This is a genomic window from Mycolicibacterium elephantis DSM 44368 (genome assembly GCF_004014805.1).
Taxonomy (GTDB): Bacteria; Actinomycetota; Actinomycetes; order Mycobacteriales; family Mycobacteriaceae; genus Mycobacterium; species Mycobacterium elephantis.
In genome coordinates, this window is sequence record NZ_ATDN01000019.1 from 85,580 (window position 1) to 110,457 (window position 24,878).

Consider the following 24,878-nt stretch of genomic DNA (forward strand, 5'->3'; position numbering starts at 1 on the left):
GCCGCTACGGGGTCGAATGGTTCGTCGATGACAACAAGTTCAGAACGAAGCAAACCCGCCGAGCCGGTCGGCGCACCGCTGAGGTCGCCGACAGACGAAGTGGTGCCGCACCCGGTGCTCGACGTGCCCGTCGAGGAAGCGGCCTACCGCCGCTCGCGGGGCGTGGACTGGGTCGTCTTCGGCGTCACCGCCGTCATCGCCGTCAGCTTTTTGCTGTGGGGTTTCCTGAACACCGATTCGTTGGCCACGGCATCCGACAACGCCCTCGGTTGGGTGATGAACAACCTCGGCTGGCTGTTCGTGCTCACCGCGTCGGGCTTCGTGCTGTTCGTGTTGTGGCTTGCGATCAGCCGATACGGCAACATCCCGCTGGGCCGCGACGACGAAGAGCCGGAATTCCGCACGGTGTCGTGGATCGCGATGATGTTCAGCGCCGGCATGGGCATCGGGTTGATGTTCTTCGGCGTCAGCGAACCGCTGTCGCACTTCGTGACTCCGCCGCCCGGAACGGGCGCGCCGGGCAATCCCGAGGCCGTGCAGACCGCGATGGCCACCACGCTGTTTCACTGGACGCTGCACCCGTGGGCGATCTACGCGGTGGTCGGGCTCGCGATCGCGTACGGCGTCTACCGCAAGGGCCGGCTGCAGCTGATCAGCGCGGCGTTCGAACCGCTGCTCGGAAGGCGCGCCCACGGCGGGTTGGGCAAGTTGATCGACATGTTGGCGATCTTCGCCACGCTGTTCGGTTCGGCTGCCTCGCTCGGCCTCGGGGCGCTGCAGATCCGCAGTGGGCTGCAGATCGTCAGCGGGACCGGCACCATCGGCAACGCGGTCCTGATCGGCATCATCGTGATTTTGACCTGTGGGTTCGTTGCGTCTGCCGTTTCGGGTGTGGCCAAAGGCATTCAGTGGCTGTCCAACATCAACATGGTGTTGGCCTTCTTCCTCGCGCTGTTTCTGTTCGTCGTCGGCCCGACCGTGTTCATGCTGAACCTGCTGCCCACCTCGGTCGGCAGCTATCTGCAGGACCTGGCGATGATGTCGGCGCGCACCGGGGCCGAGGGCCCGGAAGTGAACACGTGGCTGCAGTCGTGGACGGTCTTCTACTGGGCGTGGTGGATCTCCTGGACGCCGTTCGTCGGGATGTTCATCGCCCGGATCTCGCGGGGGCGCACCATCCGGCAGTTCGTCGCCGGCGTGCTGTTCGTCCCGAGTGTGGTGTCGCTGATCTGGTTCTGCGTGTTGGGCGGTGCCGCGATCAACCAGCAGCAGTCCGGAGTCGACCTGGCCGGGGAGGGCAGCCTCGAGGAGCAGTTGTTCAGCACCCTCGAGCAGTTCCCGTGGGCGACCGCGATCAGCATCCTGGTGATGGTGCTGGTGGCGATCTTTTTCGTGTCCGGGGCCGACGCCGCCTCGGTCGTGATGGGCTCGCTGTCGGAACGGGGCACGATCAAGCCGACACGGCCCACGGTCATCTTCTGGGGTGTCGCGACCGGCGCGGTCGCGGCGGTGATGCTGCTGGTCGGCGGCGCCGACGCCCTCAACGGCCTGCAGTCGATCACGATCATCGCCGCGGTGCCGTTCGTGGTGGTGATGGTCGGGCTCGCGGTCGCGTTGGTCAAGGATCTGCGGAAGGACCCGATGATGCTGCGTCAGCGTTACGCCATGGAGGCGGTCAACGACGCCGTGATCAGCGGCGTCACCCAGCACGGCGACGATTTCGTCATCGCGGTGGAGAAAGACCCGTCGGCCCAAAAGGGATAACCTCACCAGGTGCGTGTCTACGTTCCGGCGACCATCGCCATGTTGCAGCGGCTCGTCGCCGACCAGATGCTGCACGCCCGCAACGGAACCGCGTTCGCCGTGACGCCCACGCTCCGGGAGGCCTACTCCGAGGGCGACGACGACGAGCTCGCCGAGGTGGCGCTGCGCGAAGCCGCGCTGGCGTCGCTGCGACTGCTCGGGGGCGAGGACGCCGGTGATCTGCCGCCGCGACGCGCGGTGTTGGTGGCCGACGTCGACGGGGCGACGGCCCGCCCCGATCTCGACGACGCGGTGGTGCGGTTGGCCGGCCCGGTCGCGCTGACCGACGTGATCGCCGTTTACGTCGACAACGCCGACGCGGAGGAGGCCGTGCGGGCCGCGATCGAGGCCGTCGACGCCGCGGACCTCGGCGACGAAGACGCCGATCTCGTCGTCGGCGACGCCCAGGACCACGACCTGGCCTGGTACGCGCCGCAGGAGCTGCCTTTCCTGCTGGAGCTGCTGTAGCTGCCTTGGCCATCGGCGCTTCCGGCGTTCGATTGTGCGGTTTCATACGCCACACGCCGCGCTTGACGTATCGAATCGGACAGTCGCGGACCGCCCTTTCATGCGGTCCCGGGGTAGATACGGCACCGTAGGTTACGGTAGCGTAGGTTGCGTGGCCAAGAACTACGTCAAAGTCTCGGCCAACGTCGCCGACACCGTCCGGCCGACAGTTGTGGGCGCGGATCGGCATCCGGTCCTGCATGCCCTGCGCACAGTTGCCGCGCGGGTGACCTTCCCGCTGCTGCCCGACGACTACCTCCAGCTCGCCAACCCGTTGTGGTCGGCGCGCGAGCTTCGGGGGCGGGTGGTTCAAGTGCGCCGGGAGACCGTCGACTCGGCGACATTGGTCATCAAACCGGGATGGGGATTTTCCTTCGACTACGAACCGGGCCAGTACATCGGTATCGGCGTGCTGGTCGAGGGCCGCTGGCGGTGGCGGTCGTATTCGTTGACGTCGAGTCCGGTCGCCGCGAAGAAGACGATCACGATCACGGTCAAAGCCATGCCCGAGGGGTTCCTGTCGAGCCATCTGGTCAGCGGGGTGGCTCCCGGCACGATCGTGCGGCTGGCCGCGCCCCAGGGCAACTTCGTCATGCCCGATCCCGCTCCGCCCAAGGTGCTGTTCCTCACCGGCGGCTCGGGCGTCACTCCGGTGATGTCGATGCTGCGCACGCTGGTGCGGCGCGACCAGATCACCGACATCGTCCATTTACATTCGGCGCCAACGGAATCGGACGTGTTGTTCGCGAACGAGCTGGAGAGGTTGGCGGCGGCGCATGCCGGCTACACGCTGCGGCTGCGCGCCACCCGAACCCAGGGTCGCCTGGATCTGTCCCGGCTGGCCGACGAAGTCCCCGACTGGCAAGAACGCCAGACCTGGGCCTGTGGCCCCGAAGGGATGCTGGACGCGGCCACTCGCGCCTGGAGCGCTGCCGGGGTGACCGAGCGCCTGCATCTCGAGCGATTCGCGGTCTCCAGGGCGCAGGTGCACGGGCAGGGCGGCACGGTGGAATTCGCCCGCAGCGGCAAGTCGGTCACCGTCGACGCCGCGACACCGTTGATGGAGGCCGGCGAGCAGGCGGGTGTCCGGATGCCGTTCGGCTGTCGGATGGGTATCTGCCAATCCTGTGTGGTCGGTCTGCTCGACGGGCACGTCCGGGACCTGCGCTCGGGCGTCGAACACGAACCGGGCAGCAGGGTGCAGACCTGCATCTCGGCGGCATCCGGCGATTGCGTCCTAGATGTGTGAAATACACCGCGTGCCAACCTACGGTTGGGTAGGTTACGGTAGCGTAGGTCCGCGAGAGGAGGGTTAGCGATATGGCGATCACCGACGTACCGGAGTTTGCGCATCTGACCGATGTCGACATCGAGAGTCTGGCCTTCGAGCTCGACGCGATCCGCAGAGACATCGAGGATTCCCGCGGCGAGCGCGACGCGCGCTACATCCGGCGCACCATCGCCGCACAGCGCGCCCTCGAGCTCGCGGGGCGGGTCATGCTGGCCGCAAGCTCGCGCCGCTCGGCGTGGTGGGCAGGCACCGTGACGCTCGGCGTGGCCAAGATCATCGAGAACATGGAGATCGGCCACAACGTCATGCACGGCCAATGGGATTGGATGAACGATCCCGAGATCCACTCCTCGACCTGGGAATGGGACATGAGCGGGGCCGCCAAACACTGGCGGTTCACCCACAACTTCATGCACCACAAGTACACGAACATCCTCGGCATGGACGACGACGTGGGCTACGGCCTGCTCCGAGTGACCCGCGATCAGAAGTGGAAGCCGCACAACGTCTTCAACCTGGTGTTCAACACCGTGCTTGCGCTGCTGTTCGAGTGGGGCGTGGCGCTGCAGCATCTCGAGATCGGCAAGATCGCCAAGGGCCGCGACGACCGCAAGGCCACGTTGAAGCGGCTGCGCGAGTTCGGCACCAAGGCTGGCAACCAGGTCTTCAAGGACTACATCGCTTATCCGGCAGTGACTTCCCTGTCGCCCGGTGCGACGTTCAAGTCGACCATGAAGGCCAACGCCGTCGCCAACATCATCCGCAACGTCTGGTCCAACGCGGTGATCTTCTGCGGCCATTTCCCCGACGGCGCAGAGAAATTCACCAAGACGGACATGGCCGGGGAGAGCAAGGGGCAGTGGTACCTGCGGCAGATGCTGGGGAGTGCCAACTTCGAGAACGGCCCGGTGCTGCGGTTCATGAGCGGCAACCTGTGCCATCAGATCGAGCATCACCTGTATCCGGATCTGCCGAGCAACCGGCTCTACGAGATCTCGATCCGCGTGCGCGAGATCTGCGACAAGTACGACTTGCCTTACACCACAGGCTCATTCCTGGTGCAGTACGGCAAGACGTGGCGCACCATCGCGAAGCTGTCACTGCCGGACAAGTACCTGCGTGACACCGCTGACGACGCGCCGGAAACCCGCAGCGAGCGGATGTTCGCCGAGCTGGAGCCGGCCCAGCGCCGGGGGCTGAAGTCCTCGATCGCCGCGGTGCGGGCACGCCGCCGCGAAATGCGCCTTGCCGCGAGCGTGCGTGTCTGAGGGCGACACGCCGTCAAATTAGCGAACTCTACGCACGCTCACGTCGCTACGCGGGCGCGCAGTTCTGCGCCATCAGGAAGGCATGCGGCGTGGACTCGAAGCCGTCGTCGTTGGGTTCGCGCACCAAACCGGCGTACGGCAGAAAGCCGGTTTCCTCCAACAGCAGCGCGACGGCGTCGGGCTGTCTGCGGTAGAACGTCAACGACACCCGCTCGCCGAACAGCTCCCTGAACTCGCGGGGCTGTTCGCCCACCTGGAATGCGAGCAGCAGCCAGCCGTTCGGACGCAGCACCCGACGAAACTCGGCGAAAACCTGCGGCAGCAACTCATCTGGTACGTGGATCACCGAATACCACGCGCAGATGCCGTGCAGCTGGCCGTCGTCGAACCCCAGGTCCGTCATCGAGCCGACCCGAAACGGCAGGTCCGGGTTGCGGCGTCGGGCCTCGGCAATCATGTTGGGCGACAGGTCGATCCCCACTACATCGATGCCGTGGTCGGAAAGCATCTGGGTGGTGGCGCCGGTGCCGCATCCGACGTCTGCGACGACGCCGCCGCGGTCCACCAGCCCGGCGAAACCGGAGAGCATCGCGCGATCGAGGGGCTTGTCGCGGAGATGCTCGTGGAAGCGCTCGGCGTACGGTCCGGCTGTCAGGTCGTATCCGTGCCGCGTACGTTGCAGGAAATCCGGTTCGGTCACGCGCGAACCCTACGGTGCGCAGCGGTCGCGAGCGTGCACAAACTCGGCGAAATGCACGGCGTGTCGCCCTCTGACACGCACGCTCGCGCAGAATTGCGGGGTCATCTCTCGCGTAGGACGGCCAGAAGTCGCCGGGCCGCCGCGACCCGACCGGCCGCGGGTCCCGACAGCGCGTCCAGCGCACACTCCGGGTCGGCCGGCGGGCCCATGTGGCCGCAGCCGCGCGGACACTCCTTGACCGCCTCGGCCAGATCCGAGAACGCCAGCACCACGTCGTCGGGTTCGATGTGGGCCAGCCCGAACGAGCGGATCCCGGGCGTGTCGATCACCCAGCCGCCGCTGCTCAGCGGCAGGGCCACCGACTGGGTCGACGTGTGCCGTCCCCTGCCGATCTCGGTGACCTCCCCGATGGCCCGTTCCGCCTCGGGCACAAGCCGATTCACCAGTGTCGACTTCCCGACCCCGGAGTGCCCGAGCAGCACGGTCACCTTGTCGGTCAGCAGCGCCTCGACGTCGTCGAGGGGGTCGTTCTGCCCGGCGGTCACCACGGTGAGGTCGAGATCGGCGAACTGCGCCGCGAACGGTTCCGGTGGCGCCAGATCCGTCTTGGTCAAGCACAGGATCGGCGTCACGCCGCCGGCATAGGCGGCGATGAGCGCGCGTTCGACCAGACCGGTGCGCGGCGGCGGGTCCGCCAGCGCCACCACGATCAACAGCTGATCCGCGTTGGCGACGATCACGCGCTCGGTGGGATCGGTATCATCTGCGGTGCGCCGCAACACCGTTCGTCGTTCTCCGCGGCGCACGATACGCGCCAGGGTGTCCGGTTTGCCCGACAGGTCGCCGACGAGTCCGACTTCGTCGCCGACGACGATCGGGGTGCGGCCGAGTTCGCGGGCGCGCATCGCGGTGACGCGCCGATTCGGGTCACCGCCCAGCGCGCAACCCCACCGCCCGCGGTCCACCGTCACCACCATCGCCTCCTGCGCGTCGGCGTGGTCGGGCCGGATCTTGGTCCGCGGCCGCGAGCCTCGGCCGGGCCGCACCCGGACGTCGGACTCGTCGTACTCGCGATGGATCAAGCGCCTGCCTCGGCGTCGAGTGCCTGACCGGACATCATGTCGGCCCACAGTTCCGGGAAGTTCGGCAGCGTCTTGGACGTCGTCTCGATGTCCTCGACCCGCACCCCCGGTACCCGCAGGCCCACGATGGCCCCCGCCGTGGCCATCCGGTGGTCGGCATAGGACCGCCACAGCCCACCGCGCAACGGCCGAGCGGTGATCACCAACCCGTCGGACGTCTCCTCGCACTGCCCGCCCAGTCCGTTGATCTCCGCCGAAAGCGCTGCGAGGCGGTCGGTTTCGTGACCGCGCAGGTGTGCGACGCCGCGGAGGCGGGATACCGATCCCTCCGATGCCAGCGTCGCCAACGCGGCCACCGCCGGCGTCAGCTCGCCGACTTCGTTGAGGTCGACGTCGATGCCGTCGAACGTCTGCGGACCCCGCACCTCCAGGTGTGTATCACCGTGCTGCACAACAGCGCCGAGCTTCTCGAGAAGCGAGATGATCGTGGCGGCGGGCTGGATGCTGTCGCGCGGCCAGCCCGCGATGCGCACCGTTCCGCCGCTGACCACCGCCGCCGCCAGAAACGGCACGGCGTTGGACAGGTCGGGTTCGATCACCCAGCGCCGCGCCGAGATCGGGCCGGGGGACACCCGCCACCGGTTGGGTTGGCCGTCGTCGACGTCGACGCCCGCCTCGCGCAGCATCGTCACCGTCATCGCCACATGCGGCGCCGACGGCACGGTCTCACCGGTGTGCACGACCGTGACGCCGTCGGTGAACGCCGCCCCGCACAACAACAACCCCGAGACGAACTGCGACGAGGCCGACGCGTCGATCCGCACCGTGCCACCGGCCACCGACCCGGTGCCGCGCACCGAGAACGGCAGCCCGTCGCCCTCGATCCGCACGCCGAGGCCGCGCAGCGCGTCGAGCAGCGGAGCGATCGGACGGGCGCGGGCCTGCGCGTCGCCGTCAAAGGTGACCGTGGCAGAGCCCAGCGCGGCGACCGGAGGGACGAACCGCAGTACGGTGCCCGCCAGGCCGCAGTCGATGTGGGCGCCCTCGGCGGGGGCGATGGCGCCGCTGACGGTCAACTCCTCGCCGGTGCCCTCGATCGTGACGCCCAGCGCCTGCAGCGCCGCGATCATCAGGTCGGTGTCACGGCTGCGCAGCGCTCCGCGGATGGTCGACGGGCCATGAGGCGTCGCCAGCGCCGCGAGGACCAGCGCCCGGTTGGTCAGTGATTTCGAACCCGGCACGGCGACCGTGGCGTGCACGGGACCCGACGCCGAGGGTGCCTGCCAGGTGCTCACGGCTATATCCTGCCTGATCCCCACTGTCCCCTGTGTGTCACGGGCTTCTGCCACCATGGGAGGTATGTGTGGACGTTTCGCGGTGACCACGGATCCGGCGCTGCTGGCCGAGAAGATCAAGGCGATCGACGAGACCACGTCGGCCCAGAAGGACGCGGCCGGGCCCAACTACAACGTCGCGCCGACCACCACGATCAGCGCGGTGGTCAAGCGCCACACCGAGCCCGACGACGAGGCCACGCGCCGCATCCGGTCGATGCGGTGGGGCCTGGTGCCGCCGTGGGTCAAGGCGGCGAAGGACGGTGGCCCGGAGACCAAGGGCCCGTTGCTGATCAACGCGCGCGCCGACAAAGTGACCACTTCGCCGGCATTTCGCAACTCGGCGAAGAACAAGCGTTGCCTGGTCCCGATGGACGGCTGGTATGAATGGCGCCCCAACGGCGAGCTGGCGTCGGGCAAGAAAGCGCCGAAGACGCCGTTCTACATGTACGGCGCCGACGGGGAGCCGTTGTTCATGGCGGGGCTGTGGTCGACGTGGCGGCCCCGCGACGAGTCCGGGGATTCGTCCTCCGCGCCGCTGCTGAGCTGCACGATCATCACCACCGACGCGGCCGGGCCGCTGGCCGAGATTCATGACCGGATGCCGCTGAGCATCAGCAGGAGCGACTGGGACCGCTGGCTGGACCCCGACGCGCCGATCGACGAGGGCCTGCTGCGGGGGCACGGAGATCTGGACCGGATCGAGATCCGTGAGGTCTCCCGGCTGGTCAACAACGTCCGCAACAACGGTCCGGAGCTGATCGAGCCGGCCGAGCCCGAGCCGGAGCAGGCCACACTGCTGTAGGAACTTTGATTCACTTTCATCGCGAAACAAAGCGAGGCGCTCGGCGTGAAACGGGCGTGCCGAACCTGAATGATGATTAACATATGGGCATGATCACCGCAGTCCGCAAGGTGTTGGCCTTCGAGATGACCATCGCCGAGTGGATCGGCACGGCGATCATCCTCGCCGTGCCCTACCTCGTTGTGGGAGCGGTCTGGACGGCGTTTCACCTCGATTACATCAACTCGATCAACCCCGAAGGCGTGAACCGGCTGATCGCCCTTCTCGGCTCGGTCGCGACGTGGCCGGTGCTGCTCTTCTCCACCGTGTGCATGACATGACGCCCGCCGACAACCGCATCACCATCACCAGACGCACCGCGCGATGGGACACCGAACCGGTGACCGCGGCCGAGGCGATGGACTTCTGGGCGTTCGCCGCCGGGGCCGCCAACGTGATCATGCAGTTGTCGCGGCCGGGGGTGGGGTACGGCGTCGTCGAGAGCAAGGTCGACTCCGGAAACCTGCTGAAACATCCGTGGAAGCGGGCCAGAACGACGTTTCAGTACCTGGCGGTCGCGGTGCTCGGGAAACCGCAGGACCGCGCGGCGTTCCGGGAGGCGGTCGACGGGGCGCACCGGCACGTGAAGTCCACGCCCGAGAGCCCTCTGCGCTACAGCGCGTTCGATCGCGATCTTCAAATGTGGGTCGCGGCATGTCTTTTCGTGGGGCTGGAAGACACCTATCAACTGCTGCGCGGCGAGATGACGCCGGAACAGGCCGAGCAGTTCTACAGATCCGCATGGACGCTGGGCACCACACTGCAGGTCAGCGAGGACCAATGGCCGCCCACCCGAGCGGCGTTCGACGCCTACTGGGACGAGGCGTGTCGGCAGGTCAGCATCGATGACCGGGTCCGCGGTTATCTGCTCGACATGCTGAACCTGCGCATGATCAACCCGTTGCTGGGCCTGCCGTTCCGGCCGCTGTTGAAGTTCCTTACGGCCGGCTTCCTCGCGCCGGTCTTTCGCGACGCGATGGGCCTGAAGTGGAGCGACTTCAGGCAGCGCCAATTCGAGAACCTGTTCCTGCTCGTCGCGTTCGCCAACCGGTTCCTACCGGTGTTCATCCGCCAGGGCGGCAGTTACGTGCTGCTCGCCGACGTGCGCCGTCGGGTCCGGCAACAGCGCGCGCTGGTGTGACCATGCTGCGCCGGGTGCTGAGCCGACGCGTCAGTGTCGAGGCGATGATCGAGTTCGCGATGTGGTTCGCGATCCCCTACCTGCTCATCGGGCTGGTGTGGGCGTTCTTCGACGCCGAGCAGGTGCGCGCCATCGAGACCGCGCTGCAGACCCGGTTGCCAGCGGGCGCCGACATCGCGGCATTCGTGCAGACGACGTTGCTGTGGCCGCTGCTGCTGCTCGGCACCGACGTCTGCATGGCCTGAACACCTTGACAGAGGAATTCTCGGTACAGCTAGAGTAATCCTCGTGCCCCGGAACATGGACGCGCGGAGCCGGCTGCTCACCGTGGCGCGACAGCGGTTCGCGGCCGAAGGCACCCTGTCCGCAACACTGGATCAGCTGCGGCGCGAGGCCGATGTCAGCGTCGGCGCGCTGTATCACCACTTCCCGGACAAACTCTCGCTGGCCGCTGCCGTCTACGCGCAGTTGATCGGGCAGTACCAGGCCGGATTCCTCGAGATGCTGCGCCGCCACGACACCGCGGAAGGCGGCATCCGCGGCGGGGTGGCCTACCACCTGGACTGGGTCAGCACGCACCGCGGGGAGGCATCGCTGCTGCTCGGTGACCGCCTCGACAGTGAACAGTTGCGCGAGTCCAACGCCGCGTTCTTCGGATCGGTCCGAGACTGGTGGCGCCCACACCAGCGCTACGGGATGTTGCAACCGATGCGCATCGGCATCACCGCCGCGCTGTGGTTGGGTCCGGCGCAGGAGTTCAGCCGCTACTGGATTTCGAGCTCCGAGCCCACGATGCCGAAGGAGGCGGTCCGCGCCTTCGCCGATGCCGCATGGGCGGCGTTGCGCGGCAAGGAAAGTCAACGAATGGACACATCATGACACCGTCAGGCTCGCTGTACCAGACGATGGTCGCCTCCGGTGACGACGCCGACGCGCCTCAGCGGGTGCGCGTCGAGCGGCGCGGTGACAGAGCGGTGGTCACACTCGACGAACCCGAGCGGCTCAACGTGTTGTCCGCCCCGTTGGTACGCCAACTTCGTTGTGCGCTCAAGCATCTCGATGCTGATCCGGATGTCCGCTCGGTGGTGCTGACCGGCGCGGATCCCGGATTCAGCGCAGGCGGCGACCTGAGGATGATGGAGGCCGCCGTCGAGCAACTCGGCGCACCCGAAGGGACGGCCGATGTGTGGCGCTGGATTCGTCGCGAGTTCGGCGGCATCGCCCGGCTCATCGCCGGATCAGAAACCGTGTTCGTGGCCGCGCTCAACGGCGCGGCGGCCGGGGTGGGGCTGGCGTGGGCGCTGACGTGCGATCTGGTGATCGCCAGCGAGCGTGCAATGATCGTGCCGGCGTTCGGGCGGCTGGGCCTGATTCCCGAGGTGGGCACCAGTTGGGCGTTGACCCGGCGGCTCGGGTACCAAGGGGCATTCGCGTACTACCTGCGCGGCGAGCACATCGACGCACAGGCGGCGTACCGACTGGGGTTTGTTCAGTAGGTGGTCGCCCACGACCGCCTGATGGATGCGGCCGACGAATGGTGTTCGCGCATCAGCGAAATGCCCCCGCACGCGGTCGCGATGGCCAAACCGCTGTTGCGCGCGGCGGCGGACGCGAACTGGGCCGACGCGCTCACCCTCGAGGAGTTCGCCGAGCCGACCTGCTTCACGACCGCCGCATTCGCCGACAGTGTGCACAGCATGCTGAACCGAACGGCTGAGTGACCCCGTCAGCGGACCAGGCCCTGTGACGTCATCACGGCCAGCAGTGACCCGTCGTCGGCGCGCAGCGAGCCGTAGGCCGAGACACCGCTGGTGGCAACGGATCCCCGGCCCTCGAACAGCCGCCACGTCGTCGACGGCAGCAGGTGGGCGCCGGGCTGCCAGATGATGCTGAGATCGAGGCTCAGCAGCCAGGCCTCCACGAAACCGGTGACCTGGCCGGGGGAGTCGAACAGGTGGGCGTCGGCATGCAGCACGTCACCGATCTGCGGATGCCGCAGCGGATCCCGGCCTGCGTCGCCGTCGTCGACCTTCACCCACAGCGCGACCTCCGGCCGGCCCCGGTGGAACCGCGACAGGCTGTCGGGGTAGTCCACGCCGCGCCGGCGCGCGAACCGCAGCGGCGCCCACGCGTCGCGCAGCCATTCCAACGGCGTGCCGTCGGCGGGGTGTGGCAGGGGCGTCGTCGCGGTTCCGTAGCGTTCGAACGGAACCGGGGCGTCGACCGACGGCGGCCCGAGCCACCCGTCGGCCAGCCAGCTGCTCGCGATGAGGATGGTGCGGCCGGCCTGGCTGATGGTGACCTCGACCGCCTGCGCGGCCTTGCCGCCCCGGATGGTTCGTGCGCACAGTTCGAGCGGTCCGGGCGTGCCCGCCTCCACGAACGTCACCGACAGCGACGCCGCCGCCGGCCTGCCGCTGTGGGCGAACACGCCGGCGAGCGCCAGCGCCGATGTGTAGCCGCCGAACGCGCGGCCGTCAAAACACCAGTGCTCCGGCAGTTCGCGCGTATACCGGCTGGTCTGCTCGTCCTGTCGGGCGCCGTCGAGCTCGAAGTCGCCTCCGTCCAACACCTCTACGGCCCGGTGTATCCCGGCGGGTTGGGCGAGTCCACCCACAGGTCGACGCCCAGCTCCGAGCCGGGAACGCAGTCGTATACCGACAGGTCGGTGACACCGGATTCCAGCAGCACGTCTTCGCACAGCAGGCTGTTGCCGGTGTATTCGCGGGACGGCTTGGTCAGAACGACGTAGGCGGAATCGGCATAGACCTCGGGCTTGCGGGACCGGGCCATCGCCTCGTCGCCGCCGAGCAGGTTCTGCACCGCGGCGGTGGCCACCATGGTGCGCGGCCACAGCGTGTTCGACGCGATCCCCTCGCCGCGTAGCTCTTCGGCGATCGCCAACGCGCACAACGACATTCCGTACTTGGCCATCATGTACGCGGTCGGCTTCAACCACTTGGGCTCGAGCCGGATCGGGGGTGACAACGTCAGGATGTGGGGGTTGTCGCGCCCGATCATGTGCGGGATGCAGGCCTGCGAGACCGCGTACGTGCCGCGCACCTGAATACCGTTCATCAGATCGAACCGCTTGAGTGGCACCTCGGTGATGGAGCCGAGGTTGATCGCCGAGGCGTTGTTCACGCAGATGTCGATGCCGCCGAACTGCTCGACCGTCTTGGCGACCGCGGCGGCCACCGCATCGCCGTCACGGATGTCGCCCACGATCGGCAGCGCCTGCCCGCCGGCCTCCTCGAGTTCCTTGGCCGCGGTGTAGACCGTGCCGGGCAGTTTGGGGTGCGGCTCGGCGGTCTTGGCGATCAACGCGATGTTGGCGCCGTCGGCGGCGGCGCGCTTGGCGATCGCCAGGCCGATACCGCGGCTGGCGCCGGAGATGAACATGGTTTTCCCGGACAACGGTGCTTGTGCCATGGGCTCACCTTAGAACTCCCGCGGCGCGCTGGGATCTGCCGCCCAGTGTGGGCTTGCGTCACGCGTTCGCGCGCAAAGCGTGCCGGTAACCCACGTTCGCCGGTGTGGTCAGGCCTGGATGTCGGCGAGGACGGCGTCGGTGTGGCGAATCAGGTCCTGCGGATGCACCGCGACCTCCCATCCGCGCTTGCCCGCGCTGCACAGCACGCGATTCCACCGCAACGCCGAGGCGTCGACGACGGTGGGCAGCGCCTTACGCTGCCCGAACGGCGAGATTCCTCCGACGACGTAGCCGGTCGCGCGTTCGGCGGCCGCCTGTTCGGCCATCGTCACCTTCGGCACGCCCAGCGCGGCCGCGACGGCCTTGAGCGACAGCTTCGACGGCACCGGCAGCACCGCGACGCCCAGCCCCTTGGGCAAGGCGTCGGAGGCCACCACCAGGGTCTTGAACACCTGGTCGGGGTCGACCCCTTGGACCTTCACGAGCTCCTGTACCGCTTCGTCACCGTAGGACTCGCGACGGGGGTCGTGCTCGTACTGAAGCACCTCGTGGGGGATCCCCGCAGTCAGCAGGGCAGTGATCGCCGGGGTCGCTGCGCGTGCCATCGGCCCAGAATAATGCCGGTGTCGCCGCACACCCGCCGGGTGCGCGCTGGGAACATCTGCAGGTGGTCCTGCTGTTATTGGGAGCAGACCGGGCGCTTTCGGGCGGCCGGGCTGATGTCGGTCTGTACCTCTAGGATTGGATGAAGGGGGTCTAGGTGCCCGCGATGGCCATGGACGTGCGGATACGTCCTGAGTTTTTGGCTAGCCTGTTCGGCGGCACCGCGACAGAAGGGACGGTGTTCCCCACGATGACCGACTCCGACGGCACAGCGCGCGATGGCGCGCCCGACACGTCGGCGCCCGAACGTCAAGAAACCGATGAAGAGCTGACGGCCCGGTTCGAGCGCGACGCGATTCCGCTGCTCGACCAGCTGTACGGCGGTGCGCTTCGGATGACGCGCAACCCCGCCGACGCCGAGGACCTGTTGCAGGAAACCATGGTGAAGGCCTATTCCGGCTTCCGCTCGTTTCGTGAGGGCACGAACCTGAAGGCGTGGCTGTACCGCATCCTGACCAACACCTACATCAACAGCTACCGCAAGAAGCAGCGGCAGCCGGCGGAGTATCCGACCGAGGAGATCACCGACTGGCAGTTGGCGTCGACCGCCGCACATTCCTCGACGGGGCTGCGGTCGGCCGAGGTGGAGGCGCTGGAGGGGCTGCCCGACAGCGAGATCAAGGAAGCGTTGCAGGCCCTGCCTGAGGACTTCAGGATGGCGGTGTACTACGCCGACGTGGAGGGCTTTCCATACAAGGAGATCGCCGAGATCATGGACACGCCGATTGGCACGGTGATGTCCCGGTTGCACCGGGGCAGGCGTCAGCTTCGGGACCTGCTGGCCGATGTGGCTCGCGACCGCGGGTTCATCCGGGGACAGCAGGACACCCCTGAGGAGGTGTCGTCATGAGCGAGCGCTCGGATGCTGAGGAGCGTTGGACCCCGCCTGTCGGCCCGGTGGATCCCGACCATCCCGAGTGTGCCACGGTGATCGCTGAGGTTTGGATGCTGCTCGACGGCGAATGCACGCCCGAGACCCGCGACAAGCTCAAGCAGCACCTCGAAGACTGCCCGGCGTGCCTACGGCACTACGGCGTCGAGGAGCGGGTCAAACGGTTGATCGCGACGAAATGCGGGGGCGAGAAGGCCCCTGAGAGCCTTCGTGAGCGGCTGCGCATCGAGATCAGCCGCACCACCATCATCCGCGGCAGTTAGCGCACCGACTTCGAACCGGCGTTCGGCCGCTTGCCGTGGTTGGCTTTGGTGTGCTTGCGGTCACGCTTCTTGCGGCCACGCTTGGCCATGGTGTTCCTCCGTGTGGGTCAGGGGTCTTTGGAGTGCCGCCGCCGGCGGACACAGCCATGCCATTGTGTCATGGCCCTCCGACACCGCTGTCGCGCCCGGGTTGTGGTTCGATAGGACCCGGCAGGCAGCCGAAATGGGATGCCCACGACATGTACTCCGAAGGGGTGAAGATGGCCGAGGATGTTCGCGCGGAAATCGTGGCCAGTGTGCTCGAGGTCGTGGTTAACGAGGGCGATCAGATCGGCGAGGGCGACACCCTGGTGCTGCTGGAGTCGATGAAGATGGAGATCCCCGTGCTGGCAGAGGTGGCGGGCACGGTCAGCAAGGTCAACGTGTCGGTCGGCGACGTGATCCAGGCCGGCGATCTCATCGCGGTGATCAGCTGAGGCCGACGCCCGCTTCCGCACCGCCGGAGTAAGCCCCGATGTCGACTCTCGGTGAACTGCTTGCCGAGCACACCGTGTTGCCCGGCAATGCCGTCGATCATCTGCACGCGGTGGTGGGCGAGTGGCAGCTGCTGGCCGATCTGTCCTTCGGCGACTTCTTGATGTGGGTCCGCCGCGACGACGGCACGCTGGTCTGCGTCGCGCAGGTGCGACCGAACACCGCGCCGACGGTGCTGCTGGCCGACGCGGTCGGCACGTTGGCCGCGCCCTCGGACATGCCCGTCGTCGCCGCAGCGTTCGATTCAGGAAGCATCGGCGTGGGAGACACTGCGGGACAACCGGTTTCGTCCGGACTCAACGTCGAGGCGGTGCCGGTGCGGTACAACAACGAAGTCGTGGCTGTGCTGACCCACCAGACGGCGTTGGCCTCGCGGAAGTCCAGCCCGCTGGAGAGCGCCTACCTGGACTGTGCGGGCGATCTGCTGCACATGTTGTCCGAGGGCACCTTTCCCAACGTGGGCGATCTGGCGGTGTCGCGGTCCAGCCCGCGCGTCGGCGACGGCTTCATCCGACTCGACGAGGGCGGTGTGGTGGTGTTCGCCAGCCCCAACGCGATATCGGCCTATCACCGGATGGGGTTGCCCGCCGATCTCGAGGGCCACGACCTCGTCGAGGTGACGCGGCCGCTGATCTCAGACCCCTTCGAGGCCGAGGAGCTGGCCGAGCATGTTCGCGACTCGCTGAGCGGCGGATCGAGCATGCGCATGGAGGTCGACGCGGGCGGTGCGGCGATCCTGCTGCGCACGCTGCCGTTGGTGGTGCACGGAAAGCCGGTGGGCGCCGCGGTGTTGATCCGCGACGTCACCGAGGTCAAGCGCCGCGACCGGGCGCTGCTGTCCAAGGACGCCACCATCCGCGAGATCCACCACCGGGTGAAGAACAATCTGCAGACCGTCGCCGCGCTGTTGCGCCTGCAAGCCCGGCGAACCAACAACGCCGAGGGCCGCGAGGCGTTGATGGAGTCGGTGCGGCGCGTGTCGTCGATCGCGCTGGTGCACGACGCGCTGTCGATGTCGGTGGACGAGGAAGTCAACCTCGACGAGGTGATGGACCGGATCCTTCCGATCATGAATGACGTTGCGACAGTGGGTTCCCCGATGCGCATCACCCGTGTCGGCGATCTCGGTGTGCTGGACGCCGACCGTGCCACCGCGTTGATCATAATGATCACCGAGCTGGTGCAGAACGCCATCGAGCATGCCTTCGACGGCTCCGCCGAGGGGGGTTGTGTGACGATTCGCGCCGAACGCTCGGCACGGTGGCTCGACGTGATCGTGCACGACGACGGCCGCGGCCTGCCCGAGGGGTTCAGCCTGGAGAAGTCCGACCGGCTGGGCCTGCAGATCGTGCGGACCTTGGTTTCGGCGGAACTGGATGGGTCGTTGGAGATGCACGACGGACCCGATGGGGGAACGGATGCGGTGCTGCGGGTACCGATCGGCCGCCGCGGCCGAGCCGCGCAGTGAGCTGGGGCGGCCGAGCCGCGCAGTGAGCTGGGGCGGCCGAGCCGCGCAATGAGCGTTGCGATTGCGCAAAATGGCTTTTATATCGCGGAATGACCCAAATTGAATTTGCACAGACTTACGGCCCCGATTTTCATCGGGGCCGTAATCTTTTGCGTTTGTACTGCGAGTTAGACGCTGCTGCGGGCCCTGGTGCGGGCGTTACGCCGCTTGAGCGCGCGCCGCTCGTCCTCGCTCATTCCGCCCCACACGCCGGCGTCCTGCCCGGACTCCAAAGCCCAGGTGAGGCACTCTGTCGTGACGGGACAGCGATCGCAGACCAGCTTCGCGTCCGCGATCTGTGCCAGCGCCGGCCCGCTGTTCCCCACCGGGAAGAACAGTTCCGGATCCTCGTCACGACAGACCGCCTTGTGGCGCCAATCCATAGTTATAACTCTCCTTACATGTGCGCAGCGGGGCGCACGAGCTTTTCTTCGGCTGTCTAACGCGTGCACAGGAAATGTTTCTGCACTGCTGTTGCTTCCGATGCTTTCACAGGCTGGACAGATGTCAATACTCATGAGTTAACAAGTGCGCAATCTCACTACACACGGTCGTTAGCGGATCACTCATTCGGTTGTACTACACTTGATCCACCTGCGCCCTGAACCAGGCCGCAAAATCCGATTACTGCAGCTCAGAAGTGGTTTTTGCGGGAGGCGCCAGCACGCTCAGCGCGTCGGGGACCGCCGTGAACGTCATCGAGTCGCGCAGACCCACAAAATCACCGTCGATCTGGCAGGCGACCGCCGTGTCGCTCGTCACTCGCACCCACGGCACATCGTCGTCCCGGATCAGGTGTTTGGCTTCGATGCGCGGCCGCCGCGACAACATCCGTCGCACCAGCCGAAGGTTGGCCCACACGCTCATGCTGGTCGCGGCGAACACACCCAGCCCGGTTTCGAAGGTTGTCGTCGGGTTCGTCCAGACCGGCCGGTTGTTGGCGTAGGTCCACGGGCTGGCGTTCGACACGAAGGCGAAGTGCACCCCGGTCACCGGCTCACGGTCCGGCAGGTACAGCGTCAGCGACGGCTCTTTGCGGGCGCTCGCCAACACCTCGCGGATCGCGACCCGGACATAGCGGGACGCGGTGACCTTGCGACCCTTGCTGCGCTGCGCCTCGACGGCGGCGACCACATCGCCGTCGACCCCCATGCCCGCGGTGAACACCGCCCAACGCTCCCCGCAGTCCATCAAGCCGATCCGCCGCCAGGTTCTGCGGCGCCGGGAGCTCGACAGCAGATCGATGAGCTGGTTGGTGGCCTCGATCGGGTCCGGGCTGATGCCCAACGCCCGAGCGAACACGTTGGCCGACCCGCCGGGAACGACGCCGACCGCCGGCGCGGCGGCCCCTGGGCCTCCGACGTCGAGGATCCCGTTGACCACCTCGTTGACCGTGCCGTCGCCGCCGTGCACGATCAGCACGTCGACGCCGTCGCGGGCGCTGTTCCGGGCGATCTCGATGGCGTGTCCGCGGTGATCGGTGTGTGCGACGGTCAGCTTGACCCGGCTTTCCAGCGCGTGTGCCAACAGGTCGCGCCCGGCGGGAGTCGTCGACGTCGCGTTGGGGTTCACGATCAGGACGGCGCGCACGAGGCCTGAGCCTAGCCGGACGAACCCCGCGGCCGCGTGCGGCTGACCCTGCTTCCGGCGCCGAGCGGGCGTCGGCCGGCCGGCGCGCTTGATTACCATGACGACCACATCTGGGCCCGGCTGCGGCCGGACGATGCCCTTCGAAGGGAGCGAACGTGGAGAAAGCCGTAGGGATCATCGGCGGCGGCATCATGGGTTGCGGCATCGCGGAGGTATCGGCACGCGCGCGCGTCGACGTGGTGCTGCGCGAGATCAACCAAGAGCTGATCGACGCGAGCATTCGCCGGCTCGACACATCGCTGGACGCCGCGGTGCGCAAGAACAAACTCACGCAAGCCGAGCGCGACGACATCCGCGGGCGCGTCCGCTTCACCGACAGGCTCGAAGACCTCGCCGACTGCGATCTGGTGGTCGAAGCAGTGGTCGAGGACCTCAAGGTGAAGACCGAGATCTTCGCCGCGCTCGGCAAGATCGTCCGGCCCGATGCGCTGATCACGAGCAATACGTCGTCGATTCCGATCATGCAGCTGGCGGCCGCCACCGACCGCCCGGAACGGGTCCTCGGGCTGCACTTCTTCAACCCGGCGCCGGTGATGCCGCTGGTCGAGATCATCCCGTGCCAGGTCACATCCGATGAAAGCCTAAGCCGCGCAAAGGCGTTCGCCGACAAACAGCTGGGGAAGACCGTCGTCACGGCCAAGGACCGCGCCGGCTTCATCGTCAACGCGTTGCTGATTCCCTATCTGCTGTCGGCGATCCGCATGGCCGACGCCGGGCTTGCCAGCCCCGAAGACATCGACAAAGCGATGGTCGGCGGGTGTAACCACCCGATGGGTCCGCTCGCGCTGACCGACCTCATCGGGCTCGACACCACGATGGCGGTGGCAGAGTCGATGTACGCCGAGACCAAAGAGCGGTTGTACGCCCCGCCGGCGCTGTTGATGCGCAAGGTCGAGGCCGGCGAACTCGGCCGCAAGAGCGGACGCGGGTTCTTCAGCTACTCCTCATAGGCGACTCATAGGCGACAGAGGCCGACCCGCCTGTCAGTCGGTAACCTACGGGCGTGACCGTTCCCGCACCGTCGACCGTTCGCCAGGCCGCTGTTCTCGTCGGCCTCGAAGGCCTCGGCGGTCTGGTGGCCGCCGTCATATACGTGGCGAGCGGTTTGTCGGGCACCGAGCAGCCCGGCATGAACTTCTTCGGCACCGCCGCCTGGTTCGCGATCATCGGCGGCGGGGTGGCCGCCGCGGGGTGGGCGTTGTGGACCGGCCGGCGCTGGGGCCGCGGCATCGCGGTGTTCGCGCAGCTGCTGCTGCTGCCGGTGGCCTGGTACATGGCGGTGGGTTCACATCAGTGGGTCTACGGCGCGATCGTGGCGATCGTGGCGCTGGCCACGCTGGGGCTGCTGTTCAGCCCGTCCACGCTGCAGTGGCTGGGGGCTCACGACGCCGGTCAGAGTTCCGCGGCCAACGCCGACAACTCCGGGCCGGACACCCGATAGGTGGTCCACTCGGTCTGCGGCTTGCCGCCCACTGCGTCGTAGAGCGCGATCGCGTCGACGTTCCAGTTCAACACCGCCCACGACAGCCGGGTGAAGCCGTTGTCGACGCACTCACGGGCCAGCGTCGCAAGGAACCTGCGCGCCAAGCCGCGTCGCCGAAACCGCGGACGCACGTAGAGGTCTTCGAGATAGATGCCCGCGACGCCGTCCCACGTGGAGAAGTTGCGGAACCACAAGGCGGTGGCCGCCACCTCCCCGTCGACCTCCGCGAGGTGTCCACACACTGCCGGAGTGTCGCCGAAAAGCGCTTGGCTCAACTGACTTTCGGTGACCGAGCATTCATCACCGGCGTGTTCGAACTCCGCGAGCTCGTGAATCATCGCCGTCAGCTCCGCCTCGTCGCCCGGCCGAACTCGGCGGATGAGCTCGGTCACGGGTGCGCTCCGAGTGCCGACATGATCGTCGCGAATTTGCTTGTTGTTTCGGCTACTTCGTCGTCAGGATCGGATTCGGCCACGATCCCGCCGCCCGAATAGGCGGTGGCGGTGCGCCGGTCTGCCGACAGCTGAGCACACCGGATGGACACCACCCAGCGGCCGTCGCCGCGCTGATCGCACCATCCCACCGCGCCGGCATAGAAGCCCCGGTCACCCTCCAGCTCGGTGATCAGCTCGGCGGCCGCGTCGGCGGGCACCCCGCCCACCGCCGGTGTCGGATGCAACAAGATCGCCAAATCCAGTGCGGTGATTGACTTGTCGCGCAGCTGCCCGGCGATCGTGGTGTAGAGGTGCCAGACCGCGTCGGTTTTGCGCAGCTTGGGTTCGGGTGCGACGTCGAGGTGGGCGCACAGCGGGCCGAGCGCCTCGGAGATCGCGTCCACCACCAGCTGGTGCTCGTGGCGGTCCTTGGCCGACGCGGCCAACGCAACGCCGCTGGCCTCGTCGGCGTCGGCGTCGGCTAGTCGGGGCGCAGAACCCGCAAAGGGCGCGCAGACCACCTGATCACCGCGCCGGGCCACCAACAGCTCGGGACTCGCGCCGACCAGGGCGGAACCGGAAAACCCTCCGCCGGCCGCGGTCAGGTCGGCGAGAAACGCGTTGGCCGCGGGATTGGCGGCGACGAGGCGATCCAGCACGGTGCGCGCGTCGATCGGGCCGTCGGCGGCCAGCCGCAACGCACGGGCCAGCACCACCTTTTGCAGCGGGCTGGCCGGATCCCGCAGGCGCTGCAACGCGGCTTCGACACGCTCGCGATGCTGATCGGGCTCGGGGCGGGTCTCGACGACGCGCACCGACGGCAGCGGACGCAACGGCCACTGCGGCGGCGCGTCGAGGAACTGCACCGCCTGCGGCCGGATCAGCGCCGCCGGTTTCGTCATGTCGAAAGGCAAGGCGCCCACGATGATCGGCGCGCTGTGGGAGGCGAGCGCCGCCCGTGCGTCGGCGACGGCGGGAAAGGAGGTGTGCACCCCGTCAGCGACGACGGCCCCGCGGGAGGCGAGCACGAAGGACGGTTCGCGGGTCATGTCGGCAGGCACGGGTGGCGATGGCCCGTCAGTCCCAGTGCGCTGATCTGGCGCACGCCGTGCTCGTGGCCGCACACCGAGATCGATGCTGCGACCATCGCGAACCTGGCTCCTTCCGACAACGCCAACTCGACCCAGCGCGTCATCACGGCGCGGGAGAAGTGGCCATGACCGACGAACAGCACGTCACGAGATTGCATGTGCTCCAACGCATATGCGATCGCGCGGTCGGCCCGGTCGCTGACCTCCTGCACGCTCTCACCGCCGGGACAGCCGTGCGTCCACACCAGCCAGTCGGGCCGGCTCTTGCGGATCTCCTCGGTGGTGAGGCCTTCGTAGTCGCCGTAATCCCATTCGGCCAGAAGGGGCGACACCTGATCGACGGTCAGCCCGGCGAGTTCGGCGGTGACCAGCGCGCGGCTGCGCGGGCTGGACACCACGAGCGGGTGGTCGAGGTCGAGCACCGCCAGTGCGTCGGCGGACAGCTTGGCTTGCGTGCGGCCGGTGTCGGTGAGGTCCAGTTCCGTGCGTCCGGTGTGCTGACCGGAGCGGGACCACTCGGTCTCACCGTGGCGGAGCAGGAGCAGCCGGTGCCGCTCGGCACTGCCTTCTGCTGCTCGCCTCAGTGGCCCGTCGCCCACGCCCTCGAATTCTGCCCCACGCCGCGTCGCAATATGCGGGGGCGTGCCAGGATGGGCAGTGTGACGCGGGTTCTTGCGGTCGCAAACCAAAAAGGTGGCGTGGCCAAGACGACGACGGTCGCGTCCCTGGGCGCGGCGATGGCCGAAAAGGGCAAACGGGTGCTGCTGGTGGATCTGGACCCGCAGGGCTGCCTGACGTTCTCGCTGGGGCACGATCCCGACAAGTTGGCGGTCTCGATCCACGAGGTGCTGCTCGGCGACGTGGAACCCGACGCCGCGCTGGTCGACACCGCAGAGGGGATGACCCTGCTGCCCGCCAACATCGACCTCGCCGGCGCCGAGGCGATGCTGCTGATGAGGGCCGGTCGGGAGTATGCGCTCAAACGGGCGCTGGCAAAGTTCGGCGACCGGTTCGACGTGGTGATCGTCGATTGCCCGCCGTCGCTGGGTGTGCTGACGCTGAACGGGCTGACCGCCGCCGACGACGTGATCGTGCCGCTGCAGTGCGAGACGCTGGCGCACCGGGGCGTCGGCCAGTTCCTGCGCACCATCACCGACGTCCAACAGATCACCAACCCCGACCTTCGGCTGCTGGGCGCGTTACCGACGCTGTACGACTCGCGCACCACGCACAGTCGCGACGTGCTGCTCGACGTCGCCGACCGGTACGACCTGCCCGTGCTGGCGCCGCCGATTCCGCGCACGGTGCGGTTCGCCGAGGCCTCCGCTTCGGGCTCCTCGGTGCTGGCCGGCCGGAAGAACAAGGGCTCGGTCGCGTATCGCGAGCTGGCCGACGCGCTGCTGGAGTACTGGAAGAACGACACGCCGCTGCCGACGTTCGCCCCCGAGCTTTAAACGCCCAAAGGGACAAACGGGCGGAAGAGTGCGAGTAGTTCGCACCATTTCGTCCATCTCGGCGCCGGCGAGTGACCGGCGGACGGTCAGGGACCGAGCGCGACCAGCTCGTCGCCGCGCTGCTCGATCACGAGCGAACCCGCGACCGCCGGAACCACGGTCGTCGACATCCGCGGCCGGGCCACCGGGATGTGACGTTCACCCTGTCCGGTCGCCGAATCGAACACGTCGTAACCCCCGGTCACCGGCACCAGCAGCCGGCCGGCCATCACCGTGGCCGGCCCTAGCGGCACGTCGGCACCGGCGGGCGTGACCGAGTACTTGTAACGAAGCCCGTTGGCGGAGAACACCATCACGCTGTCGCCGGTCCACCATGTGATCAGGTCGCCGACGCGCGAGGTCGTCGCGTCGGGTGCCGGTGGCGCGGGCAGTTCCGTGCTGGCGATCGTCGCGCCGGTCTCGTCGATGACGTCCACCGTCGGCTTGGGCGTCGGCAGGTACACCGCGGTCGTGGTGTCGGCGACGGCGATGACGCGCGCACCCGAGCCGTCGGCCACACCCTCCAACGGCACGTACTTCAGCTCGGGGGTGTCCTCTTCGTCGGACGGCCGCAACAGGGTCAGCCGCAGGTCCGGTTCGTGCGGGCAGGCTTCCAGCACCGAGACCGCGCTCGAACTGGCCGCCGCGGAGACCAGCCGGCACAGCGGCAGCACGGGGATATCGGGCTTGATGGGGGCGTCGATGGCACCGTAGCTGAGCATTCTGACCATGTCGGAGCGCCACAGCTCGAGTCGGGAGTCGCCGGCCGACAGCACGGTGGTGCCGTCCGACGACAGCGTCACCTCGGGATCGGCATAGCCGGTGCGGGCCGGCCCGCGCATCCCGGTGCCGGCGTCGATGGTGCTGACCTGACCACACCCGCGGGCATCGGGGTACACCGCCACCGCGTACTCGTACACCGAGGTGACCCCGCACAACGGAAGGTCGCGGGAGTAACTCCACAACACCTCGCCGCTCGCCGGGTCGCGGCCCTCGACGACGTCGCCGTCCCCGGTGACAACGCTGCCGGCGACCACCACCGGCGCGTCGGTCTTCGGGCTGGACGCCGTCCACAGCTGCCGTAACGCCGCAGGCACCTCCCTGGCGGGGGTCAGCTTGGGAACGGGCTCGGCAGCTGGCCTGCTGATCGTTGCGCGCGCGTCGCTGTGCCACCAGACCAACAGCGCGACGACGGCCACCACCACGACGATCGCCAGGGCCGCCGCCACATCGGCCTTGGTGCGGCGTTCGGGTTTGACCATCGCCCGGCGGACGCCTCCCTAGGAGGCGCTGGCCGGCGCCTTACCCGACCGGCGCCGACGACGGCGACGGCGGGGCGTCGCGTTCTCGTCGGCCGCGGGGGCGTCGCCGTCGGCGCCGGCCTGCTCGGTCGTCGCCGACGCGGGATGCCCGGTCACCGGCTTGCCGCCGCGGGTACGTCGCCGCGCGCGGTTGCGGGTGCGCG

Annotated in this window: 29 protein-coding genes and 2 pseudogenes; 17 read left to right on the top strand and 14 right to left on the bottom strand. The window is 67.8% G+C overall.

The annotated features are described in order from the left end of the window. The first annotated feature begins 27 nt into the window (after positions 1-27). The 4 genes from MELE44368_RS14695 (at position 28) to MELE44368_RS14710 (ending at position 4,869) form a co-directional block, all read left to right on the top strand. Positions 28-1,764, top strand: coding sequence for a BCCT family transporter (locus MELE44368_RS14695; protein WP_128109159.1), 1,737 nt, complete (start codon positions 28-30; stop codon positions 1,762-1,764). Positions 1,765-1,773: 9 nt separating this feature from the next. Next, positions 1,774-2,271, top strand: coding sequence for a DUF6912 family protein (locus tag MELE44368_RS14700; RefSeq protein WP_128109160.1), 498 nt, complete (start codon positions 1,774-1,776; stop codon positions 2,269-2,271). 151 nt (positions 2,272-2,422) lie between these two features. Further along, positions 2,423-3,559: a ferredoxin reductase gene (locus tag MELE44368_RS14705; protein ID WP_128109161.1), complete on the top strand. Its 1,137-nt coding sequence runs from the start codon at positions 2,423-2,425 to the stop codon at positions 3,557-3,559. Positions 3,560-3,630: 71 nt separating this feature from the next. Further along, entirely contained in the window at positions 3,631-4,869 is a 1,239-nt protein-coding gene (locus MELE44368_RS14710) for a fatty acid desaturase family protein (RefSeq protein WP_128109162.1), read from the top strand. Positions 4,870-4,915: 46 nt separating this feature from the next. Here the strand turns inward: MELE44368_RS14710 and MELE44368_RS14715 are convergent, their stop codons facing one another. The 3 genes from MELE44368_RS14715 to aroA form a co-directional block, all read right to left on the bottom strand. Continuing rightward, the gene (locus tag MELE44368_RS14715) at positions 4,916-5,569 is read right to left on the bottom strand and encodes a class I SAM-dependent methyltransferase (protein WP_128109163.1); all 654 of its coding nucleotides are present in this window, start codon (positions 5,567-5,569) and stop codon (positions 4,916-4,918) included. Between the two features lie 101 nt (positions 5,570-5,670). Then, positions 5,671-6,651 (bottom strand): ribosome small subunit-dependent GTPase A, encoded by a 981-nt coding sequence (rsgA, locus tag MELE44368_RS14720; protein ID WP_128109164.1) that lies wholly within the window; start codon positions 6,649-6,651, stop codon positions 5,671-5,673. Beyond that, complete coding sequence (aroA, locus tag MELE44368_RS14725; RefSeq protein WP_128109165.1) at positions 6,648-8,003, bottom strand: 3-phosphoshikimate 1-carboxyvinyltransferase; 1,356 nt, start codon at positions 8,001-8,003, stop codon at positions 6,648-6,650. Before aroA ends, rsgA begins: the two co-directional genes overlap by 4 nt. 7 nt (positions 8,004-8,010) lie before the next feature. Here aroA and MELE44368_RS14730 point away from each other — a divergent pair, with 7 nt between their 5' ends. The 6 genes and pseudogenes from MELE44368_RS14730 to MELE44368_RS14755 all read left to right on the top strand — a co-directional run bounded on the left by MELE44368_RS14730 (position 8,011) and on the right by MELE44368_RS14755 (position 11,691). Beyond that, on the top strand, positions 8,011-8,790 hold the full coding sequence (locus MELE44368_RS14730; protein ID WP_206613770.1) for an SOS response-associated peptidase: 780 nt from the start codon (positions 8,011-8,013) through the stop codon (positions 8,788-8,790). A gap of 89 nt (positions 8,791-8,879) precedes the next feature. Further along, a complete protein-coding gene (locus MELE44368_RS14735) occupies positions 8,880-9,110 on the top strand; it encodes a hypothetical protein (protein WP_241566631.1) in 231 nt (76 codons plus the stop codon). Beyond that, the gene (locus tag MELE44368_RS14740) at positions 9,107-9,970 is read left to right on the top strand and encodes an oxygenase MpaB family protein (RefSeq protein WP_128109168.1); all 864 of its coding nucleotides are present in this window, start codon (positions 9,107-9,109) and stop codon (positions 9,968-9,970) included. Before MELE44368_RS14735 ends, MELE44368_RS14740 begins: the two co-directional genes overlap by 4 nt. A 2-nt stretch (positions 9,971-9,972) precedes the next feature. Further along, the gene (locus tag MELE44368_RS14745) at positions 9,973-10,215 is read left to right on the top strand and encodes a hypothetical protein (RefSeq protein ID WP_128109169.1); all 243 of its coding nucleotides are present in this window, start codon (positions 9,973-9,975) and stop codon (positions 10,213-10,215) included. A 55-nt stretch (positions 10,216-10,270) separates the two neighbouring features. Then, complete coding sequence (locus tag MELE44368_RS14750) at positions 10,271-10,849, top strand: TetR/AcrR family transcriptional regulator (RefSeq protein ID WP_206613771.1); 579 nt, start codon at positions 10,271-10,273, stop codon at positions 10,847-10,849. After that, positions 10,846-11,691 (top strand): annotated as a pseudogene (locus tag MELE44368_RS14755) (enoyl-CoA hydratase/isomerase family protein). Before MELE44368_RS14750 ends, MELE44368_RS14755 begins: the two are co-directional and overlap by 4 nt. 5 nt (positions 11,692-11,696) lie before the next feature. Here the strand turns inward: MELE44368_RS14755 and MELE44368_RS14760 are convergent. The 3 genes from MELE44368_RS14760 to ybaK all read right to left on the bottom strand — a co-directional run bounded on the left by MELE44368_RS14760 (position 11,697) and on the right by ybaK (position 14,008). After that, entirely contained in the window at positions 11,697-12,542 is an 846-nt protein-coding gene (locus tag MELE44368_RS14760) for a thioesterase family protein (RefSeq protein ID WP_241566636.1), read from the bottom strand. A gap of 2 nt (positions 12,543-12,544) precedes the next feature. Continuing rightward, positions 12,545-13,402, bottom strand: a complete 858-nt coding sequence (locus MELE44368_RS14765; protein WP_128109172.1) for an SDR family oxidoreductase — start codon at positions 13,400-13,402, stop codon at positions 12,545-12,547. A gap of 108 nt (positions 13,403-13,510) precedes the next feature. After that, the gene (gene ybaK, locus MELE44368_RS14770) at positions 13,511-14,008 is read right to left on the bottom strand and encodes a Cys-tRNA(Pro) deacylase (RefSeq protein WP_128109173.1); all 498 of its coding nucleotides are present in this window, start codon (positions 14,006-14,008) and stop codon (positions 13,511-13,513) included. Between the two features lie 248 nt (positions 14,009-14,256). Here ybaK and MELE44368_RS14775 point away from each other — a divergent pair, with 248 nt between their 5' ends. Together MELE44368_RS14775 and rsrA are read left to right on the top strand one after the other, a co-directional pair. Continuing rightward, positions 14,257-14,916 carry a sigma-70 family RNA polymerase sigma factor gene (locus MELE44368_RS14775; RefSeq protein WP_206613772.1) on the top strand — a complete coding sequence of 220 codons (660 nt, stop codon included), beginning with the start codon at positions 14,257-14,259 and terminating at the stop codon, positions 14,914-14,916. Then, complete coding sequence (rsrA, locus tag MELE44368_RS14780) at positions 14,913-15,221, top strand: mycothiol system anti-sigma-R factor (protein WP_128109175.1); 309 nt, start codon at positions 14,913-14,915, stop codon at positions 15,219-15,221. Before MELE44368_RS14775 ends, rsrA begins: the two co-directional genes overlap by 4 nt. Here the strand turns inward: rsrA and MELE44368_RS27515 are convergent. After that, a complete protein-coding gene (locus tag MELE44368_RS27515; RefSeq protein WP_090355725.1) occupies positions 15,218-15,310 on the bottom strand; it encodes a 50S ribosomal protein bL37 in 93 nt (30 codons plus the stop codon). The genes rsrA and MELE44368_RS27515 overlap by 4 nt on opposite strands. Before the next feature lie 171 nt (positions 15,311-15,481). On the opposite strand from MELE44368_RS27515, the gene MELE44368_RS14790 reads away from it, so the two are divergent. Beyond that, positions 15,482-15,697 carry a biotin/lipoyl-binding carrier protein gene (locus MELE44368_RS14790; protein WP_046753285.1) on the top strand — a complete coding sequence of 72 codons (216 nt, stop codon included), beginning with the start codon at positions 15,482-15,484 and terminating at the stop codon, positions 15,695-15,697. A 38-nt stretch (positions 15,698-15,735) separates the two neighbouring features. Further along, positions 15,736-17,223, top strand: coding sequence for a two-component system sensor histidine kinase PdtaS (locus tag MELE44368_RS14795; RefSeq protein ID WP_128109176.1), 1,488 nt, complete (start codon positions 15,736-15,738; stop codon positions 17,221-17,223). A 167-nt stretch (positions 17,224-17,390) separates the two neighbouring features. Here the strand turns inward: MELE44368_RS14795 and MELE44368_RS14800 are convergent, their stop codons facing one another. Both MELE44368_RS14800 and MELE44368_RS14805 read right to left on the bottom strand, forming a co-directional pair. Next, positions 17,391-17,645 (bottom strand): WhiB family transcriptional regulator, encoded by a 255-nt coding sequence (locus MELE44368_RS14800; RefSeq protein WP_128109177.1) that lies wholly within the window; start codon positions 17,643-17,645, stop codon positions 17,391-17,393. 241 nt (positions 17,646-17,886) lie between these two features. Beyond that, the gene (locus MELE44368_RS14805; protein WP_128109178.1) at positions 17,887-18,852 is read right to left on the bottom strand and encodes a diacylglycerol/lipid kinase family protein; all 966 of its coding nucleotides are present in this window, start codon (positions 18,850-18,852) and stop codon (positions 17,887-17,889) included. Between the two features lie 155 nt (positions 18,853-19,007). Between MELE44368_RS14805 and MELE44368_RS14810 the strand changes: the two genes are divergently transcribed. Both MELE44368_RS14810 and MELE44368_RS14815 read left to right on the top strand, forming a co-directional pair. Beyond that, a complete protein-coding gene (locus tag MELE44368_RS14810) occupies positions 19,008-19,862 on the top strand; it encodes a 3-hydroxybutyryl-CoA dehydrogenase (RefSeq protein WP_264030679.1) in 855 nt (284 codons plus the stop codon). Positions 19,863-19,915: 53 nt separating this feature from the next. Further along, positions 19,916-20,353, top strand: a complete 438-nt coding sequence (locus tag MELE44368_RS14815) for a hypothetical protein (protein ID WP_128109179.1) — start codon at positions 19,916-19,918, stop codon at positions 20,351-20,353. On the opposite strand, the gene MELE44368_RS14820 is transcribed toward MELE44368_RS14815, so the two are convergent. Genes MELE44368_RS14820 through MELE44368_RS14830 form a run of 3 tightly spaced genes read right to left on the bottom strand, consistent with a single transcriptional unit; the run spans position 20,305 to position 22,519 of the window. Beyond that, entirely contained in the window at positions 20,305-20,787 is a 483-nt protein-coding gene (locus MELE44368_RS14820; RefSeq protein ID WP_128109180.1) for a GNAT family N-acetyltransferase, read from the bottom strand. The genes MELE44368_RS14815 and MELE44368_RS14820 overlap by 49 nt on opposite strands. Next, the gene (locus MELE44368_RS14825; RefSeq protein WP_128109181.1) at positions 20,784-21,878 is read right to left on the bottom strand and encodes an isochorismate synthase; all 1,095 of its coding nucleotides are present in this window, start codon (positions 21,876-21,878) and stop codon (positions 20,784-20,786) included. The genes MELE44368_RS14820 and MELE44368_RS14825 overlap by 4 nt, the downstream gene beginning before the upstream one ends. Then, complete coding sequence (locus MELE44368_RS14830) at positions 21,875-22,519, bottom strand: acid phosphatase (RefSeq protein ID WP_241566632.1); 645 nt, start codon at positions 22,517-22,519, stop codon at positions 21,875-21,877. The genes MELE44368_RS14825 and MELE44368_RS14830 overlap by 4 nt, the downstream gene beginning before the upstream one ends. A 51-nt stretch (positions 22,520-22,570) precedes the next feature. On the opposite strand from MELE44368_RS14830, the gene MELE44368_RS14835 reads away from it, so the two are divergent. Next, positions 22,571-23,374 carry a ParA family protein gene (locus MELE44368_RS14835; protein WP_128109182.1) on the top strand — a complete coding sequence of 268 codons (804 nt, stop codon included), beginning with the start codon at positions 22,571-22,573 and terminating at the stop codon, positions 23,372-23,374. A gap of 86 nt (positions 23,375-23,460) precedes the next feature. On the opposite strand, the gene MELE44368_RS14840 is transcribed toward MELE44368_RS14835, so the two are convergent. Both MELE44368_RS14840 and MELE44368_RS26635 read right to left on the bottom strand, forming a co-directional pair. Next, positions 23,461-24,675 carry an Rv3212 family protein gene (locus tag MELE44368_RS14840; RefSeq protein ID WP_128109183.1) on the bottom strand — a complete coding sequence of 405 codons (1,215 nt, stop codon included), beginning with the start codon at positions 24,673-24,675 and terminating at the stop codon, positions 23,461-23,463. Between the two features lie 18 nt (positions 24,676-24,693). Further along, a pseudogene (locus MELE44368_RS26635) lies at positions 24,694-24,878 on the bottom strand (DEAD/DEAH box helicase); the annotation flags it as partial.